Source organism: Brevibacillus sp. SKDU10, assembly GCF_001645205.1.
GTDB lineage: Bacteria > Bacillota > Bacilli > Brevibacillales > Brevibacillaceae > Brevibacillus_B > Brevibacillus_B halotolerans.
Map to the genome: position 1 here is coordinate 46146 of NZ_LSSO01000024.1, position 13743 is coordinate 59888.

Here is a 13743-nt window from a genome sequence, read left to right on the forward strand (position 1 = left end):
CACCCCCTAATTAAAAAGGAAGACTCGTTTGACCTCGGTAAATAAATCACCTAGATAATGCGCTACCATAAACAACACAATGATAAATCCGACCAACGTCGCCCATTGAGCAATGTCTTCCTTTCCTGAGGCTTTTAGCACCGTCTGAATTATCGCAACGATAAATCCAACGCCGGCAATTTGAAACACTGGAGTCAAATCAAAGCCCACGCCCCACACCTCGCTCTTACATCATTAATATGACAATGAGAAGTCCGCCTAAAAATCCTAAATTTTTGTACATTTTTTCATACTTGAGCTGTTCTTCCTTGGCCTCTTCTTCTAAACCTCGTAAATGAAAGACTGTTAGTTGCAGATGTTTCTTTTGGTCCTCTCGATCAGAATTTCCCATCACATAGCCTAGGTTCTTTAAAATTTCCTTCTCCTCTTTTCGCAGCGCAGTTAAGCTCCACGTCTGCTCTAATGCGGTTTGCCAGACTATTTGAGTGGATTCGCCTGCTTTTGTCTGTAATAGCTCACTAGCCCGCTTGTACAGATTCCCAATGCTGTGGGTCACTCGAACAGAAATTTTTTCAAAGGCTAGCGAGAGGGGGGTGGCTCCATACACGATCTCCGTCTCTAGCATTTGCAAGGAGTGAAGCAAAGCTCTTAATTCTTTCACTCGGTCGCTATAACGCTTTCCAAGCTGGATACCAATCAGAGAGGCTGACACTAGCACTACGATGGCTGCTCCTATCTTAAGCATATGACCTTCTCCTTTTGAATCGATCGCAAGTGTTCATCGTATAGTCCATCAATTGTGCCGGCTCCGTGCTTGCGGCTAAGAATCACGTACCGTTTAAAGACTCTTTCCTTGATTAAACGAGAAATCGTAGGCCGCTTCGCGATATCTTCAAGCGAAATTCCGTGAGCGCTGCATAACACTCCCACCCCTGCATGCAACGCCTCCCATATCGCTTCGCTGTCCTCCTGTCTTCCGATTTCGTCCACCACAATCAGGTCAGGTGACATGGAACGAATCATCATCATCATTCCAATCGCTTTCGGACAAGCGTCCAACACATCGGTGCGCGGCCCTACGTCTCGTTGAGGAATTCCATTGTAGCATCCAGCTATTTCGGAGCGTTCGTCCACAATCCCTACTTTTTTGCTAGAAGACCACTCATTCCCGTAACTAATGCTTCTTGCCAAATCACGAAGTAATGTTGTTTTGCCACATTGAGGAGGCGAGATCACCAATGTTGATTGGAATTGCCCCTGATCAAATAAATAGGCTAGAATGTCCCTGGCAACTCCCTTTTTCTCGCGGGCAATCCTTATATTAAAACTGGTAATATCTCGAATTCCTTTAACATCTCCATGCTCTAACACAACCCTGCCGGCGATACCGATACGATGTCCTCCGACAACCGTAATGTAGCCACGTCTTAATTCTTCCTCCAGCGCATAAAGCGAGTGCTGACTAATCTGATTAAGCAATTTCACGCTAGAATCCTCACGAAACATCCACCCTTGGCGAAAATTGGCTGTTAGCTGACCTGTAGGTGTTACATAACTAGCCTGATGTCCGTAACGAATCTCGATCGGTAAGTTTTGTCTTAGTCGAATCTCTTCTACATGTTCTTGCACTTTTACAGGCAGAGCGGCTATCACGGCGCGAATCTCTGTCGGCAACAAAGACAAGATATGTTTCATAAAGTCTCCCCTTTGTCCACTCAGACTTATCTCATCCTATGCAGGAAGGGACAACATTTATGACTATCAAGCCAAGGAAAACTAGTACAACTTTTTCCATTACTAGAGTGACCTAATCTTATGCATGTAGAAATGAACTAGGAAGGGTTATGAACATCATGATGAGAGCGATTGGTTATTTCATAGGAATGATAGCCCTCAGGATCAACCTCTTCTTTCACCATTAAAACCTCTCTACATTGAGGACATTCTAATTCGTGGACATGTGAAACGGTCCCTTTCCTATCTGTATCGTGCAGCGCTTCGTAATAATACGCTTCGTCCGAGTCATCCAAATCGGAGAATCGCTCTCTGTAATTCATCGCTTCTTGATAGTCTTCGTATACCGTTTCATAAAATTCATCATCATCGTATAACAGGTACTCCAGATCGGTTAAATCTTCGTCTACAGCCTCAACATATTGTTCACATTCTTCTACACGTACATGGATCGTTCTCATTTCCGCTACCAAATCATCACAAAGCTGTACAAGTCTGTACAAGGCTTTTTCTTCCAACCCTGCTAGTTCTGGGTCCAGTCCCTCCAGTAATCCTTGTAAATAAGCCAAATGCTGTTCCACATGTTCCATAAGAATACCTCCTCACTTATGCTAGTGGGTAGTATTCCCCAGAACCATCAAGCACTATTTACTTTTTACGCCAATCAAAATGCAAGTTACCCCAATAAAAATCCATAGTATTTTCGCAAGAGATAATTTGTCAGAAATACCTACCATTCCAATCGTAGTTGTTGTGAGCAAGATTAAGGGACCAACCAACGCTAAGCCGGTATTATAGATCAATGCTTTTTCAACTTGGTTTACCTTAAGGATGAGCAAAGCTACAATAATTTCCAAACTGCCGGACAACAATCGTAGGGACGCCATCCCAATAATTGCCTTTTCCCACATGCACGTCTCTCCCTTCTCTTACCCACTCTATGCAACTTGTCCGCTGTTATGTCCTTTTCGCAATCAAAAATAGATAGGCTTATACCCCTTCGACCATGTAGACACAGACTGCATATGGTAAAACAAATGCCTATGGATTGGAGAGAGCTTACGAATGGAAAAAGAGACTGCGTTCTGGCCGACTCAATGGGTAGATCCATCCTGTACCCGAGAATGTAAGCCACGTCGTACCGGTATTACCATGGTAATAGACAAAGGATTAGGCTTGCACGCCATGAAAGACTTGCTACACACTGCTTCCTCCTACATTGATATTTATAAACTAGGCTTCGGAACCTCTGTTCTCTATCCTTTTTCTGTGCTAGAAGAAAAGCTAACATTAGCTCTCTCTCTAGATATTGCGGTTATGCCGGGCGGAACCTTTTTTGAAATAGCCTATACACAGGATGGGATTAAGACATATCTGGAACGTATTCGCGATGCTGGATTTAACGCAGTAGAAATTTCAGATGGAAGTTTGCCTATTTCCACTCAAGAAAGGCATGACGCGATTTCGATGGCTAGAGAAATGGGCTTTCGCGTATTTTCAGAATATGGTCAAAAGGCGAGTACCTTCCGTGCTGATCAGGAAATGCTCCTGTCAACACTCGTGGGAGACGTGAATGCTGGTGCCGACTATGTCATTGTGGAAGCACGTGAAAGCGGTAATGTGGGGATTTATAACAAACAAGGCGAAATTGATTCAGAATTCGTACGTCAAGTCATACAACAAGCCTCTACGCTAGCAACTAGGCTAATCTGGGAAGCTCCGCAGAAACCCCAACAGGTCGGCTTGCTAAAGACAATCGGACTTGACGCTAATCTAGGAAACATTGCTCCTGCAGACCTCTTATCTCTTGAAACCCTGCGTCGTGGGTTGCGTGGTGATACCGCCTATCAGGTATTAGAAGACAGGAGAAGATTGGTATGCGAATAGAGCTGGTCCCCACCGTTGAAGAAATACGAGTGGAACAGATCATACATCGAACCGTCATCGTTATTGATGTACTCCGCTCCACTAGCACGATTGTCAGCGCTCTGGCTCACGGTTGTCGGGGCGTTAGTGCTACTGAGACAATTAGGCAAGCACTGGCTCTACGAACATCTGAATCTGTTCTAGCTGGGGAACGCCACTGCAAAAAAATCACCTCGTTTGATGAAAATAATTCTCCTATTGCTATGAAAAAGGTAAATTGGGAACAGACTCCTCATCTAGTGTTAACCACTACAAATGGTACCCGTGCCATGCAAAAGGCCGAGAAGGCTGAGAATTTGTATATCGCTTCTTTTCTAAATGCATCAGCTTGTATAGCTCAAGCCCTTCAATTAAAGCGCGATATCACCTTGTATTGCTCTGGGACCCGAATGGAATTCGCTTTAGAGGATGGTCTGTGTGCTGGCTACTTAGCGGAGGAGGCGAAGCGTTTTCTCCCCTCCATCGAGGTATGTGATTTAGCGGAAGCAATGCGAGCGGCCTATCAGACATTTGCCCCTTCACTCTTACAAGTGATGATGAATAGCAAGACAGGAAAACGTCTACAGCAGCATCATTATCAGGAAGATATCGAAATGGCTAGTCAGCTCAATCTTTATAAAATCGTTCCTGTATGTAAGGAAAAATGCATACTCCCCCTGCTTGGCTCATAAGTTTGAGAGGAAGACACAGGACAGGGGTTCGATGAAGCATGCATGTCACAAGCGGTGAAATTATGTTGGTAGTACTCATCATTATTGGCCTGATTGGTCGTTCTCCTATCATTGCTACCGCAGCTAGCTTATTGTTGGTTCTAAAATTAACTTCGTTAGAACGCCTATTTCCGACTGTGGAGAGACGTGGTCTGGAATTGGGCCTTCTCTTTTTAACCGTATCCGTTCTCGTACCGTTTGCCAGTGAAAAGGTATCGCTTAAGGATGTAACTCCACTGTTTACCACCGTTGTCGGGATTATGGCATTGATAGGAGGTGTATTAGCTACCCATCTAAACGGAAAAGGGCTGGATATGCTGCGTGCTGACCCTCAGTTAATTGTAGGTTTAGTGATTGGTTCTATTATTGGGATTGTATTTTTTAGAGGAGTGCCTGTAGGTCCTTTAATGGCTGCTGGTATAACAGCTTTTTTCATGAAACTATTGGACTGGATAGGCAAAGCAATGTGAGGGTTAGGTATGACAAGAAGAAGGTAAAAATACACCCGCTTATCTAACATTGGTTCTTAGGAGCTCTGTTTGTCTCTTCTAAGCTTTCCAATGCTATAGGATCGGGTGTATTTTTGTATGTGATCAGCCCATTTTTCTATGAATTTATCGCACTTCTACTTTTCCTGTAATAGCGTTCAGATAAATATGTTTATCAGCATTCTCTTTCGCACTTAATGAAACGTAGATTAATTTTGGCTCTGACAATTTCTCTCTATCTACTCCCTTTAGGGTATATGCTAATTGCAGCGGCATAACTTTGAGGTATTCCTGTACAGCCTCCTTTACTGGTACGGCTTGACTCTTATCAGGCAGAACAATATTGTCCTTCCATTGTGTAAGATTTTCGAACCCATTAACCTTACCTGTAGACGGGTCAACGGATACTTCATAAGCCTGATCGGGATATTGTTCGATAACCGGTACACCGTCCTGACTCTTAAAGAATGAAAAATGCCAGTCACCTGAATTTACGGGGTTAGCCTCTTGCGGCTCCAGGATTCGGCTAATTTGTACCTCGGTAACCCCTGGATCTACGTATTTTTCCAGAGCAGCGACTGCTTCCTTTAAGGCGTCTTGTTGGGAAACGGTTATTTTCCCATCAACTCTCGGTATATTTATTTCCTCCACCTGACCTGTTTTGGCATTCACAACCACCTCAAGGCGCTTCTCATTTTTTGTTTGCCATTGGAATACATGCTGTTTTGCTCCAAACCTGGATTCCCCTTCCCTCTCACTAAATGGAAGGCCAGTTACCTTTACTCCAAAATGATCTGTCAATAGACGAGCCGCCTCTTCCTTTGTTTTGATCATCGGTGGTTTTGAGACTTTGAGTCTGATTGGCTCATGTGTCGTACGACGATCATAATCAATTCCATTATTCCCCAGACCATACTCTACTTTTCCAGTACCTGCATCTATATACCAGTTGAGTGAGCGAATTTCACCCATTTGTAGATGTGAAACGGTTGGAGTATAGTCAAGCAACGGGCGTTCTTCAATTACCTGATGTGTTTCTGGATCACGCTTGACTACTGAACGCTCGATGTAGCGTAGTTTCATATTTTGCGTTAATGCTTCTTCAGCTTTTTTCGGAGAAATTGCTTTAGACCGATCAGGCAAACTAGCTAGGTCGTACAAGCCTGTTGCTCTGGAGTAATAAGTGATACGTCCCCCTTTATCTACCACAACGGTAAGATTATCCTCTAGCACAGGCAATCCGTTGTAAAAGCGCATGTAGCTAGCTCGGTTCGTTGTTCCTGTCTCTTGATAATTGCTAAAATCGTCTCCTAGCATATGCTGCAAAAACCGATTCGCTTTTTCATTCATCAACGACTTTTGCGCCCATTCAACATTCTCATTTCGTGGGCTTTCCAGTCTGTAGCTTTTTAATAAATCACCTTTTCCCTCCGTACTGATCATTAGTGAATTACCGTCTTTATCAGCATTTGCTAATGAAAAATGGTATCCAGAGGACTCTACCTCTTTATTTGTCAAAGTTGCTTCGGTATGTAACTCAGGAATGGCTTCCTTCAGCTTGATAAGCATCGCTTGCTCTGATTTGTTAAGCTCCCCATAGGAAACAATTCTCCCGGAACCATCCACCCATACAGTCAGCTTAGCGAAAGGAACGGGTTCTCCTTTCTTCATTTGCTGATAGGAAATATTCATTCCTTTCACATCCAACTCCAGGTATCCATTTTGTGGTCGCTTTATCTCATTTATCGCAATCTGCTGATATTCTTCACTATGATCACCAAGCAGGGATTTCAAAAATAAATCCGCCTTTTCTTTAGCGATTTTTTCGGATGGAATTTGCTCAGTGGAATCTCCAGTAAACCACTTAAATACTTCTACACTCCCAGTTTCCCGGTTGATAGCCACCTTCGCAAGCTTACCGTCCTTTGCACGTAGCTGAACCTTAATTCTGTTATCCGCTGTTTCCCTAATGTCAACCTGATAGCTGCTTAAATCGGGGATTGCTTTTTGAAGGGACTGTAGGGCTTTCTCAACGATGGCATTCGTCTTTTTCTTTGTCAAAGCAGTTGCCGACTGGTTCAAAATCTCTTGTAATCCTGAAGGTGTTATTTTCCATACGGTTATCGCCAAAGCAAGGCAGGCTACTGCTGTGGCCACTGTATAAAGTCTGCGATGACGTTTTCGCACACTCTTGCCGACCTTTTCTTTAATCCTTTTTTCCAAATCAGCGGTAAAACGCACATCCTTACTTGCATTGCGGCTAACAGTCTGAACAGATTCACGAAACTCTTTTTCTACATCCATTCCAATCCCTCCTTTTCTAACAATGACTTAAAGCTCATTCGTGCCCGATGTAGCTTCGTACGAACGGCCTCTGCGGATATTTCAAGCACCTGTGCGATTTCCTTGACCGTAAAATCCTCATAGTAATGAAGCAAAATAATCTGCCGGTACTGAGGAGACAATGACATAACTCTCTCTGCCATTTCTGCCTTCGTCAGTTTGCCAATAACCGTCTCCTCTACTCGTTGTTCGGTTTGTTCGTACTTATTATGAATAACATCTTCTTTTTTGAAGGTAGAAAAAATTCGCCGAAAAGACCATGAACGCAAGTATTTTTTTGCTTCGTTAATAGCAATTCGATACAGCCACGTTTTTACATTACTTTCTCCTCGAAATGAATGCAGCCCACGAAAGGCCTTCAGAAATACCTCCTGAGTGATATCCTCCGCCATATTACGGTCTTTTACGATGAGATACACCAATTGAATAATTCTCTCTCCGTACTCAGCCATCAGGAATTCCAGGTATGCCTCTCTCGTCATAGCAAGATCCTGATCCACCTGCTTTATATCCTCATACACAATGAAATGCCTCCCCCTTTCGTTTTGTATGTCTATTTGATCCAGCTAAACGAAAAACATAACAGTTTCTTCTAAATTTATTTGAACAAGAGAAACAAATTGCTATAATTCATGATGGAAGTAACCATTTAAAGTCACAAAAATAGGAGAAAAGAATAATGAATCTTTTTAACAAATGGATAAATGAAGCAGACATAACTACGAAGGATAACCTTGTCCAGCTTTCTGCCCCTTCAAAATCTGACTTTTTTATCAATCCAGCTAATGGAGAACGGCAGTTAAACGCCCCTTTTCTCTATACAGATATTCAGGGGGATTTTGTTCTGCGTTCTAAAGTAAGCCATCAATTTCTGTCAACGTATGATGCAGCCGTTCTCATGGTCATGGAAAGCGAGACGATTTGGGCGAAGCTTTGTTTGGAATTAACGGACTACCATACATACTCGATTGTAAGTGTAGTAACTAATGGTGTATCTGATGATGCTAACGGACCATCTATTCCGAATAAAAGTGCATGGCTGCAAATGGCTAGAAAAGGGGATACCTTCGCCTTGCATTATTCCTTGGATGGGGAAACATTTCAAATGGTTAGATATTTCAGTTTACCAGTTAGCGATACCGTCAAAGTAGGGATCGTTTCTCAATCCCCAACAGGTGAAGGCTTAACCAGTGATTTTGCTTTTCTCCAGCTTGAACGAATGACATTACATGACATTCGAGCAGGGAAATAATAAAAAAACAAGCCCTAGATTCACTTCAGACTAGAGGCTTGTTTTCATGTATACCTTAATGACGCTAGCATCAGATAGCAAAAAAACTACCGAAAATCGGCAGTTTTTCTTTGCTATTCTGTGTAATTATTTTACTTATGCACGAGACACGTACGCTTGAGTACGAGTATCAATGATCAACTTGTCACCTTGGTTAACGAACAATGGTACGTTTACGATAAAGCCAGTTTCCAACGTTGCTTTTTTAGAAGCACCTGTAGCTGTATCACCTTTAATACCTGGTTCTGTTTCTGTAACTTCCAATTCAACTGTGTTTGGAAGCTGGATACCGATCGTCTCGCCATTATATTGCATGATTTGAACATTCATGTTTTCTTTAAGGAATTTCAACTCATGCTCAATTTGTTGTTTGGTAAAAGTGATTTGCTCATACGTTTCTGTATTCATGAACGTATAATCATCACCGCTTGCATACAGGTATTGCATTGTGCTTGATTCAATACGAGCAGGGTTTACTTTTTCTCCACCACGGAAGGTCATTTCCGTTACGTTACCATTGCGCAGGTTACGCAGTTTGGAACGAACGAATGCCGCACCTTTTCCTGGTTTTACGTGTTGGAATTCAAGTACTGAATAAATATTACCGTCAACTTCAATAGTTAAACCAGTGCGAAAATCGTTTACAGAAATCATGCTTTTCCTCCTAAATATAACTCAACCTTACATAGTATAATTTATACCGGCAAAATCAGCAACTCTTTTGGAGTTTTGTTCAGAATCTCGATTCCCTTTTCAGTTAATACCACATCATCTTCAATACGCACTCCACCAAGGCCCTCTACATAAATGCCCGGCTCAATTGTTATCACCATACCCGGCTCAAGTACCGTTTCTGAAAGCATCGAGACCGCAGGCGCCTCATGGACGTCCATTCCTAAGCCATGACCAGCAGCGTGACCGTAGTAATCCCCATATCCTGCTTCTTTAATGATATCACGCGTCAATGCATCTACTTCTTTACCGGTCATCCCAACCTTTACCCGATTCACACCTTCCAGCTCTGCCCGTAAAACAATCTCGTAGATTTCCTTCATTTTCGGGTCAGGTTCGCCAACAGCAAAGGTACGTGTCATGTCAGAGTGATAGCCCTTATAATGTGCTCCAAAATCAATCGTTACCATATCTCCCGCTTCAATTACTTTTTCACTAGCACGACCATGCGGTAAGGCCCCGCGTTTGCCTGAAGCTACAATAATGTCAAAGCCGGAGCCTTTTGCCCCGCGCTTACGCAGATAGTATTCCAGCTCACTGGCTACGTCTATTTCACGAATTCCCGGTTTAATCATTTTGATCACATGAGCAAAAGCAGCATCAGATAATTGGGCTGCCTGTCTCATAATAGCTATTTCCGCTTCGTCTTTGTACAAACGCAATTTCTCCACAAGACCCTTCGTAGCCACTAACTCTACATTGTCTAACGTCTGCTTCCAAGCTTCAAAAGTCGCATAGCTTGTATGTTCCGCCTCAAATCCAACCTTTGCTACCTTCATATCTTGGAGCACTTGTTTTATCGTCGGCAATGCTTGACGTTTATTATTTATGACTTCAAAACCTGTACATTCGTTCGTGGCTTGTTCGATATAGCGGAAATCTGTTACAAATTTAGCTTGGTCCAAAGATACGATTGCCCATCCTGTGGAACCACTAAAATTACTAATATACTGACGATTTACTTCGCTCTCAATAATGAGTGCATCTACATTTTGTTCCTTCAATACAGCTCTTAGTTTTTCCAAACGATGTGACATCATGATCTCTCCCATTCTGGTTGACTTCTATGTACTTCTGTTGTGCTGCAAATGGCGAACCATGGCCCGTAATGCCCATTCGTACCCATCGTTACCCAGCCCGACAATCTGTCCCAACGCTACAGGAGCAATGACAGACGTATGACGGAACTCTTCACGCTTGTGAACATTGGAGATGTGAACCTCGATCAGAGGCAATGACACACTGGCTACTGCGTCACGAATCGCATAGCTATAGTGAGTAAACGCCCCAGGGTTCATAATAATCCCATCGTATACATCTCGTGCATCATGAATAGCATCGATTAGTACACCTTCATGATTGGATTGAAGATGTCCAATTGAGACATGCAGTTCATTTGCTACCTCTTGCAAATGCGCTACAATATCTTCTAACGTATCCTGGCCGTAAATAGTAGGCTCACGTTTCCCTAGTGCATGTAAATTGGGTCCATTTAATACCAAGACAGAGATCATAGTTGGTCATCTCCCTTCCCCCTTAATCTCTGTCTATCTTACCATATTCTTTTCATTGCTACATTATTGGTCTCTTTCATTTTTGCTTGTTTCCTCGGTATCAAATCTTTCCGATACAATACTCATCCCAATAAACATCCCTAGTGACATAAACCAGAAAAATTCTGTACTCCAGACACCCCACCCCCAGCGATGCATCTGAAAAAAATACCCAAATAAATAAAAAAACGCAATTCCATACAATGCCCCAAGCCACCAATTGTACAGGTTTCCAAGAACAAAGCTATACACCAAGCATCCGACAAAAATAATAAGAAATAACATAACCACTCCTAAAGCTAGACCTGCGTAGGAATTCTCTCTAGCTTTGCCAAGGAATGGACGAGCAAAGACATAGACCCCATAAGGAGTAAATTGAAAGAAGTGCATAAAGATACGAAGAATACTCCAGATCAACGTTCCACATATCGAAATTTGTAAAATTGTCTTCGCCTCGATCGGTTTTGCCTTTATTTTTTTATCAGACGAGGATCGATTCTTGGGTTGCTGCTCTTCAGATTCCTCTGTTTTTAGCCGTTGTTGTTTCGAGATAGTTGCACTCACTTAAATCACCTCGGTACTAGTATGGCTATGTCTAGGAAAAACATGAAATAATTCATAGCGAAAAGCACCTTGGAACATTAGGTGGCAGAAGGATATAACTTTCGGTTACAATAGGAATAAGGATGGTGATTAAATTTGAAGCAGCAAAATGTGCCAGCATATGGCGGGCAGGCCGTAATAGAAGGCGTTATGTTTGGCGGTAGAAAAGTGACCGTAACCGCCATCCGCCGAAAGAATCAGGAGATTGAATTCTTTGAAGAGCCTAAAAAGACGATCGCATGGGTGAATAACCTGAAAAAAATTCCTTTTCTTCGCGGAATCGTTGGATTGATTGAGGCAAGTGCCAGCGGAGCTAAGCATCTGAACTTCGCTTCTGAACAATACAGCATGGAATCAGATGACGAGGCAGATAAAAGCTCTGGTCCATCTAAGATGACACTAATATTAGGCGTCGCCGTGGTAGGTGTACTTTCTTTTCTAGTTGGTAAAATTTTATTTACGGTTGTACCAGCCATACTTGCAGGCTTTCTATTTGGCAAATGGGTTCCGGCTGGTGTGTGGCAAAATTTAATTGAAGGCGGAATTAAATTCTTCCTGCTCATCGGCTATATTAGCTTGATTGCCCAGACACCATTGATCAAACGTCTATTTCAATATCACGGCGCTGAACATAAAGTGATTAATGCGTATGAGGCTGGGGTAGAATTAACAGTAAAGAACGTGCAAAGTTTTTCCACCCTGCACTACCGTTGTGGCAGTAGCTTTCTCATTTTTTCCATTATTGTCGGTGTGTTTGTATACTCCTTAGTTGATTACCATACAATGTGGGATCGTGTTGTTCAACGGATTATCTTGTTACCAGTGGTAATTGGCGTTTCGTATGAGGTTTTACAAGGAACCAATCTATTGCGAGATATTCCAGTTCTTCGTTTCTTGGGTTATCCCGGGCTCTGGTTGCAGCGCATCACGACAAGAGAACCTGATGATACGCAAGTAGAAGTAGCTATTGCCTCTTTTGAAAAAATGAGGGAACGGGATCAAGAATTTATGAAGAATCAAAAGCTTGCTACCACCGGTTAAGTAACCTATCTTAAAGAGGTGAAGCTAGTTGAAAAGAGGCTTTCTTTATCCGGTTTTTGGGGTAATCATGCTGTTGGCGGTTGTAGGATTTACAACCCAATTTTTACAGAACCCCGGTACAATGATCGCGTTAATTGCCTTTTCTGCTCTTCTGTTGTATCTTGCGCGTAATTTTTTGAAAACAGGCAAGTTCATGCCTCGGTTCACCAAAAAAACTCCTAAGGTCAGACCAATGAAACCAGGATTAAAGCGATCTGTAACTGCTAATCGTCGCCCCAATCCCTTTCAGGTTATTGAAGGCAGTAAAGGCAGTAAAAAAGACAAACGTGATAAAACGAAACAAAATAAGCCGAAGATGTATCAGTAACAGCTTTCAAACCAGAAAGCTGTTATTTTTTTCACTCCGATAAGCAGTAACGTACTTATTAAAATCCCACTTGTTTAAGAAGTCCTCCGCTGCCTTTTTCCCTGAATCAAATAACTCTTGTCGTTCGGCGGCGCTTAAATGGAAATCAATTGAGCTATAGCCCTTGGTAGGAATGAAAACCGTGCGAACAGCTTCTGCTTTTTTTACATGAAACCGATCATGGGCGTCCATCATAGTCATCAGCAACGCCTTGGATAGTCCGTATAAGCTTTTCACTGTTTGAGGACGAACGGGAACAGTCTCATCATTTAAACGAAAGCCAAAGGTCGGCCATAAGGGCCTTTCCTTAGAATCAAACAGCCACACGGGAAAATTACTCAATAGACCACCATCTACAATGATGTGAGGAATCTTATTTTTATATAAAAAATAAGGTTGGAAGAAATAAGGAATTGCACAGCTCATTCGAACTGCTTTTGCGATCGGGAAGGTTTCTGGCTTAATTTCAAAATCAGGCAGGTTATCTGGTAGGGTCAGCATGGTGCCAGCACTGATGTCAGAAGCGATGATACGCAATTTTTCTTTCGGCAAATCGCCAAAAGTACGAATTCCTTTTTTGAGTAACAATTGACTGACAAAACGTTCAATTTCGTCACTGGGATACAAGCCCTTTTGGACTATCAGGTTATAGCATGAGCCAAGATACGGAATTCTCGATAAGCCTTTTCTTTTTAAAAATTGCAAATAATTTAGCGTTTCGAATATCTCACGAAGCTCTTGATGACGATATCCGGCAGCCAACAGAGCGGCAACGATGGAACCTGCTGACGTGCCAGCAACGCTCTCCCACTGGTATCCATGCTGTTCCATCGCCGTAATCGCTCCAATCAAAGCTATCCCCTTCATGCCTCCCCCTTCAAAAACCGCATCTACTCGCATGTGCTCCCTCCATTCA

At 42.6% G+C, this 13743-nt stretch carries 18 protein-coding genes; 6 read left to right on the forward strand and 12 right to left on the reverse strand.

The features are described from left to right. Positions 1–6 precede the first annotated feature (6 nt). From spoIIIAC to AYJ08_RS03180, 5 genes are all read right to left on the reverse strand, one after another. Entirely contained in the window at positions 7–210 is a 204-nt protein-coding gene (gene spoIIIAC / locus AYJ08_RS03160; RefSeq protein WP_003337900.1) for a stage III sporulation protein AC, read from the reverse strand. Between the two features lie 16 nt (positions 211–226). Then, on the reverse strand, positions 227–745 hold the full coding sequence (spoIIIAB, locus tag AYJ08_RS03165; RefSeq protein ID WP_031414317.1) for a stage III sporulation protein SpoIIIAB: 519 nt from the start codon (positions 743–745) through the stop codon (positions 227–229). Then, positions 733–1695, reverse strand: coding sequence for a stage III sporulation protein AA (spoIIIAA, locus tag AYJ08_RS03170; protein ID WP_031414316.1), 963 nt, complete (start codon positions 1693–1695; stop codon positions 733–735). Before spoIIIAA ends, spoIIIAB begins: the two co-directional genes overlap by 13 nt. A 137-nt stretch (positions 1696–1832) precedes the next feature. Beyond that, on the reverse strand, positions 1833–2324 hold the full coding sequence (locus AYJ08_RS03175) for a CD1247 N-terminal domain-containing protein (protein WP_064016555.1): 492 nt from the start codon (positions 2322–2324) through the stop codon (positions 1833–1835). Between the two features lie 54 nt (positions 2325–2378). Next, positions 2379–2645: a YqhV family protein gene (locus tag AYJ08_RS03180; RefSeq protein WP_064016556.1), complete on the reverse strand. Its 267-nt coding sequence runs from the start codon at positions 2643–2645 to the stop codon at positions 2379–2381. Between the two features lie 154 nt (positions 2646–2799). On the opposite strand from AYJ08_RS03180, the gene comA reads away from it, so the two are divergent. The 3 genes from comA to AYJ08_RS03195 are packed head-to-tail and all read left to right on the forward strand — an operon-like array spanning position 2800 to position 4840. Next, complete coding sequence (gene comA / locus AYJ08_RS03185; protein WP_031414313.1) at positions 2800–3621, forward strand: phosphosulfolactate synthase; 822 nt, start codon at positions 2800–2802, stop codon at positions 3619–3621. Continuing rightward, a complete protein-coding gene (locus tag AYJ08_RS03190) occupies positions 3612–4331 on the forward strand; it encodes a 2-phosphosulfolactate phosphatase (protein WP_064016557.1) in 720 nt (239 codons plus the stop codon). The genes comA and AYJ08_RS03190 overlap by 10 nt, the downstream gene beginning before the upstream one ends. A 38-nt stretch (positions 4332–4369) precedes the next feature. Beyond that, complete coding sequence (locus tag AYJ08_RS03195; protein ID WP_031414310.1) at positions 4370–4840, forward strand: DUF441 domain-containing protein; 471 nt, start codon at positions 4370–4372, stop codon at positions 4838–4840. 144 nt (positions 4841–4984) lie between these two features. Here the strand turns inward: AYJ08_RS03195 and AYJ08_RS03200 are convergent, their stop codons facing one another. Further along, positions 4985–7162 (reverse strand): YcdB/YcdC domain-containing protein, encoded by a 2178-nt coding sequence (locus AYJ08_RS03200; RefSeq protein ID WP_064016558.1) that lies wholly within the window; start codon positions 7160–7162, stop codon positions 4985–4987. Then, positions 7153–7722, reverse strand: coding sequence for a sigma-70 family RNA polymerase sigma factor (locus tag AYJ08_RS03205; RefSeq protein WP_064016559.1), 570 nt, complete (start codon positions 7720–7722; stop codon positions 7153–7155). The genes AYJ08_RS03200 and AYJ08_RS03205 overlap by 10 nt, the downstream gene beginning before the upstream one ends. Positions 7723–7880: 158 nt before the next feature. On the opposite strand from AYJ08_RS03205, the gene AYJ08_RS03210 reads away from it, so the two are divergent. Further along, entirely contained in the window at positions 7881–8453 is a 573-nt protein-coding gene (locus AYJ08_RS03210) for a DUF1349 domain-containing protein (RefSeq protein ID WP_064016560.1), read from the forward strand. Between the two features lie 135 nt (positions 8454–8588). On the opposite strand, the gene efp is transcribed toward AYJ08_RS03210, so the two are convergent. The 4 genes from efp to AYJ08_RS03230 all read right to left on the reverse strand — a co-directional run bounded on the left by efp (position 8589) and on the right by AYJ08_RS03230 (position 11341). Further along, positions 8589–9146: an elongation factor P gene (gene efp, locus AYJ08_RS03215; RefSeq protein WP_031414306.1), complete on the reverse strand. Its 558-nt coding sequence runs from the start codon at positions 9144–9146 to the stop codon at positions 8589–8591. Between the two features lie 41 nt (positions 9147–9187). Then, positions 9188–10261: a M24 family metallopeptidase gene (locus AYJ08_RS03220; RefSeq protein ID WP_064016561.1), complete on the reverse strand. Its 1074-nt coding sequence runs from the start codon at positions 10259–10261 to the stop codon at positions 9188–9190. Between the two features lie 27 nt (positions 10262–10288). Further along, entirely contained in the window at positions 10289–10738 is a 450-nt protein-coding gene (gene aroQ / locus AYJ08_RS03225; RefSeq protein WP_003337914.1) for a type II 3-dehydroquinate dehydratase, read from the reverse strand. Positions 10739–10801: 63 nt separating this feature from the next. Continuing rightward, positions 10802–11341: a YqhR family membrane protein gene (locus AYJ08_RS03230; RefSeq protein WP_064016562.1), complete on the reverse strand. Its 540-nt coding sequence runs from the start codon at positions 11339–11341 to the stop codon at positions 10802–10804. A 135-nt stretch (positions 11342–11476) separates the two neighbouring features. On the opposite strand from AYJ08_RS03230, the gene AYJ08_RS03235 reads away from it, so the two are divergent. Then, positions 11477–12421 (forward strand): DUF1385 domain-containing protein, encoded by a 945-nt coding sequence (locus AYJ08_RS03235; RefSeq protein WP_064016563.1) that lies wholly within the window; start codon positions 11477–11479, stop codon positions 12419–12421. Positions 12422–12449: 28 nt separating this feature from the next. Further along, positions 12450–12788, forward strand: a complete 339-nt coding sequence (locus AYJ08_RS03240; RefSeq protein WP_003343949.1) for a TMEM14 family protein — start codon at positions 12450–12452, stop codon at positions 12786–12788. 6 nt (positions 12789–12794) lie between these two features. Here the strand turns inward: AYJ08_RS03240 and AYJ08_RS03245 are convergent, their stop codons facing one another. Next, entirely contained in the window at positions 12795–13727 is a 933-nt protein-coding gene (locus AYJ08_RS03245) for a patatin-like phospholipase family protein (RefSeq protein WP_064016564.1), read from the reverse strand. Positions 13728–13743 lie beyond the last annotated feature (16 nt).

Bases quoted from the DNA above. Each gene is read 5' to 3' on its own strand.
- spoIIIAB (WP_031414317.1), bottom strand. From the start codon at position 745: ATGCTTAAGATAGGAGCAGCCATCGTAGTGCTAGTGTCAGCCTCTCTG.
- spoIIIAA (WP_031414316.1), bottom strand. From the start codon at position 1,695: ATGAAACATATCTTGTCTTTGTTGCCGACAGAGATTCGCGCCGTGATA.
- AYJ08_RS03175 (WP_064016555.1), bottom strand. From the start codon at position 2,324: ATGGAACATGTGGAACAGCATTTGGCTTATTTACAAGGATTACTGGAG.
- AYJ08_RS03180 (WP_064016556.1), bottom strand. From the start codon at position 2,645: ATGTGGGAAAAGGCAATTATTGGGATGGCGTCCCTACGATTGTTGTCC.
- comA (WP_031414313.1), top strand. From the start codon at position 2,800: ATGGAAAAAGAGACTGCGTTCTGGCCGACTCAATGGGTAGATCCATCC.
- AYJ08_RS03190 (WP_064016557.1), top strand. From the start codon at position 3,612: ATGCGAATAGAGCTGGTCCCCACCGTTGAAGAAATACGAGTGGAACAG.
- AYJ08_RS03195 (WP_031414310.1), top strand. From the start codon at position 4,370: ATGCATGTCACAAGCGGTGAAATTATGTTGGTAGTACTCATCATTATT.
- AYJ08_RS03200 (WP_064016558.1), bottom strand. From the start codon at position 7,162: ATGGATGTAGAAAAAGAGTTTCGTGAATCTGTTCAGACTGTTAGCCGC.
- AYJ08_RS03210 (WP_064016560.1), top strand. From the start codon at position 7,881: ATGAATCTTTTTAACAAATGGATAAATGAAGCAGACATAACTACGAAG.
- efp (WP_031414306.1), bottom strand. From the start codon at position 9,146: ATGATTTCTGTAAACGATTTTCGCACTGGTTTAACTATTGAAGTTGAC.
- AYJ08_RS03220 (WP_064016561.1), bottom strand. From the start codon at position 10,261: ATGTCACATCGTTTGGAAAAACTAAGAGCTGTATTGAAGGAACAAAAT.
- aroQ (WP_003337914.1), bottom strand. From the start codon at position 10,738: ATGATCTCTGTCTTGGTATTAAATGGACCCAATTTACATGCACTAGGG.
- AYJ08_RS03245 (WP_064016564.1), bottom strand. From the start codon at position 13,727: ATGCGAGTAGATGCGGTTTTTGAAGGGGGAGGCATGAAGGGGATAGCT.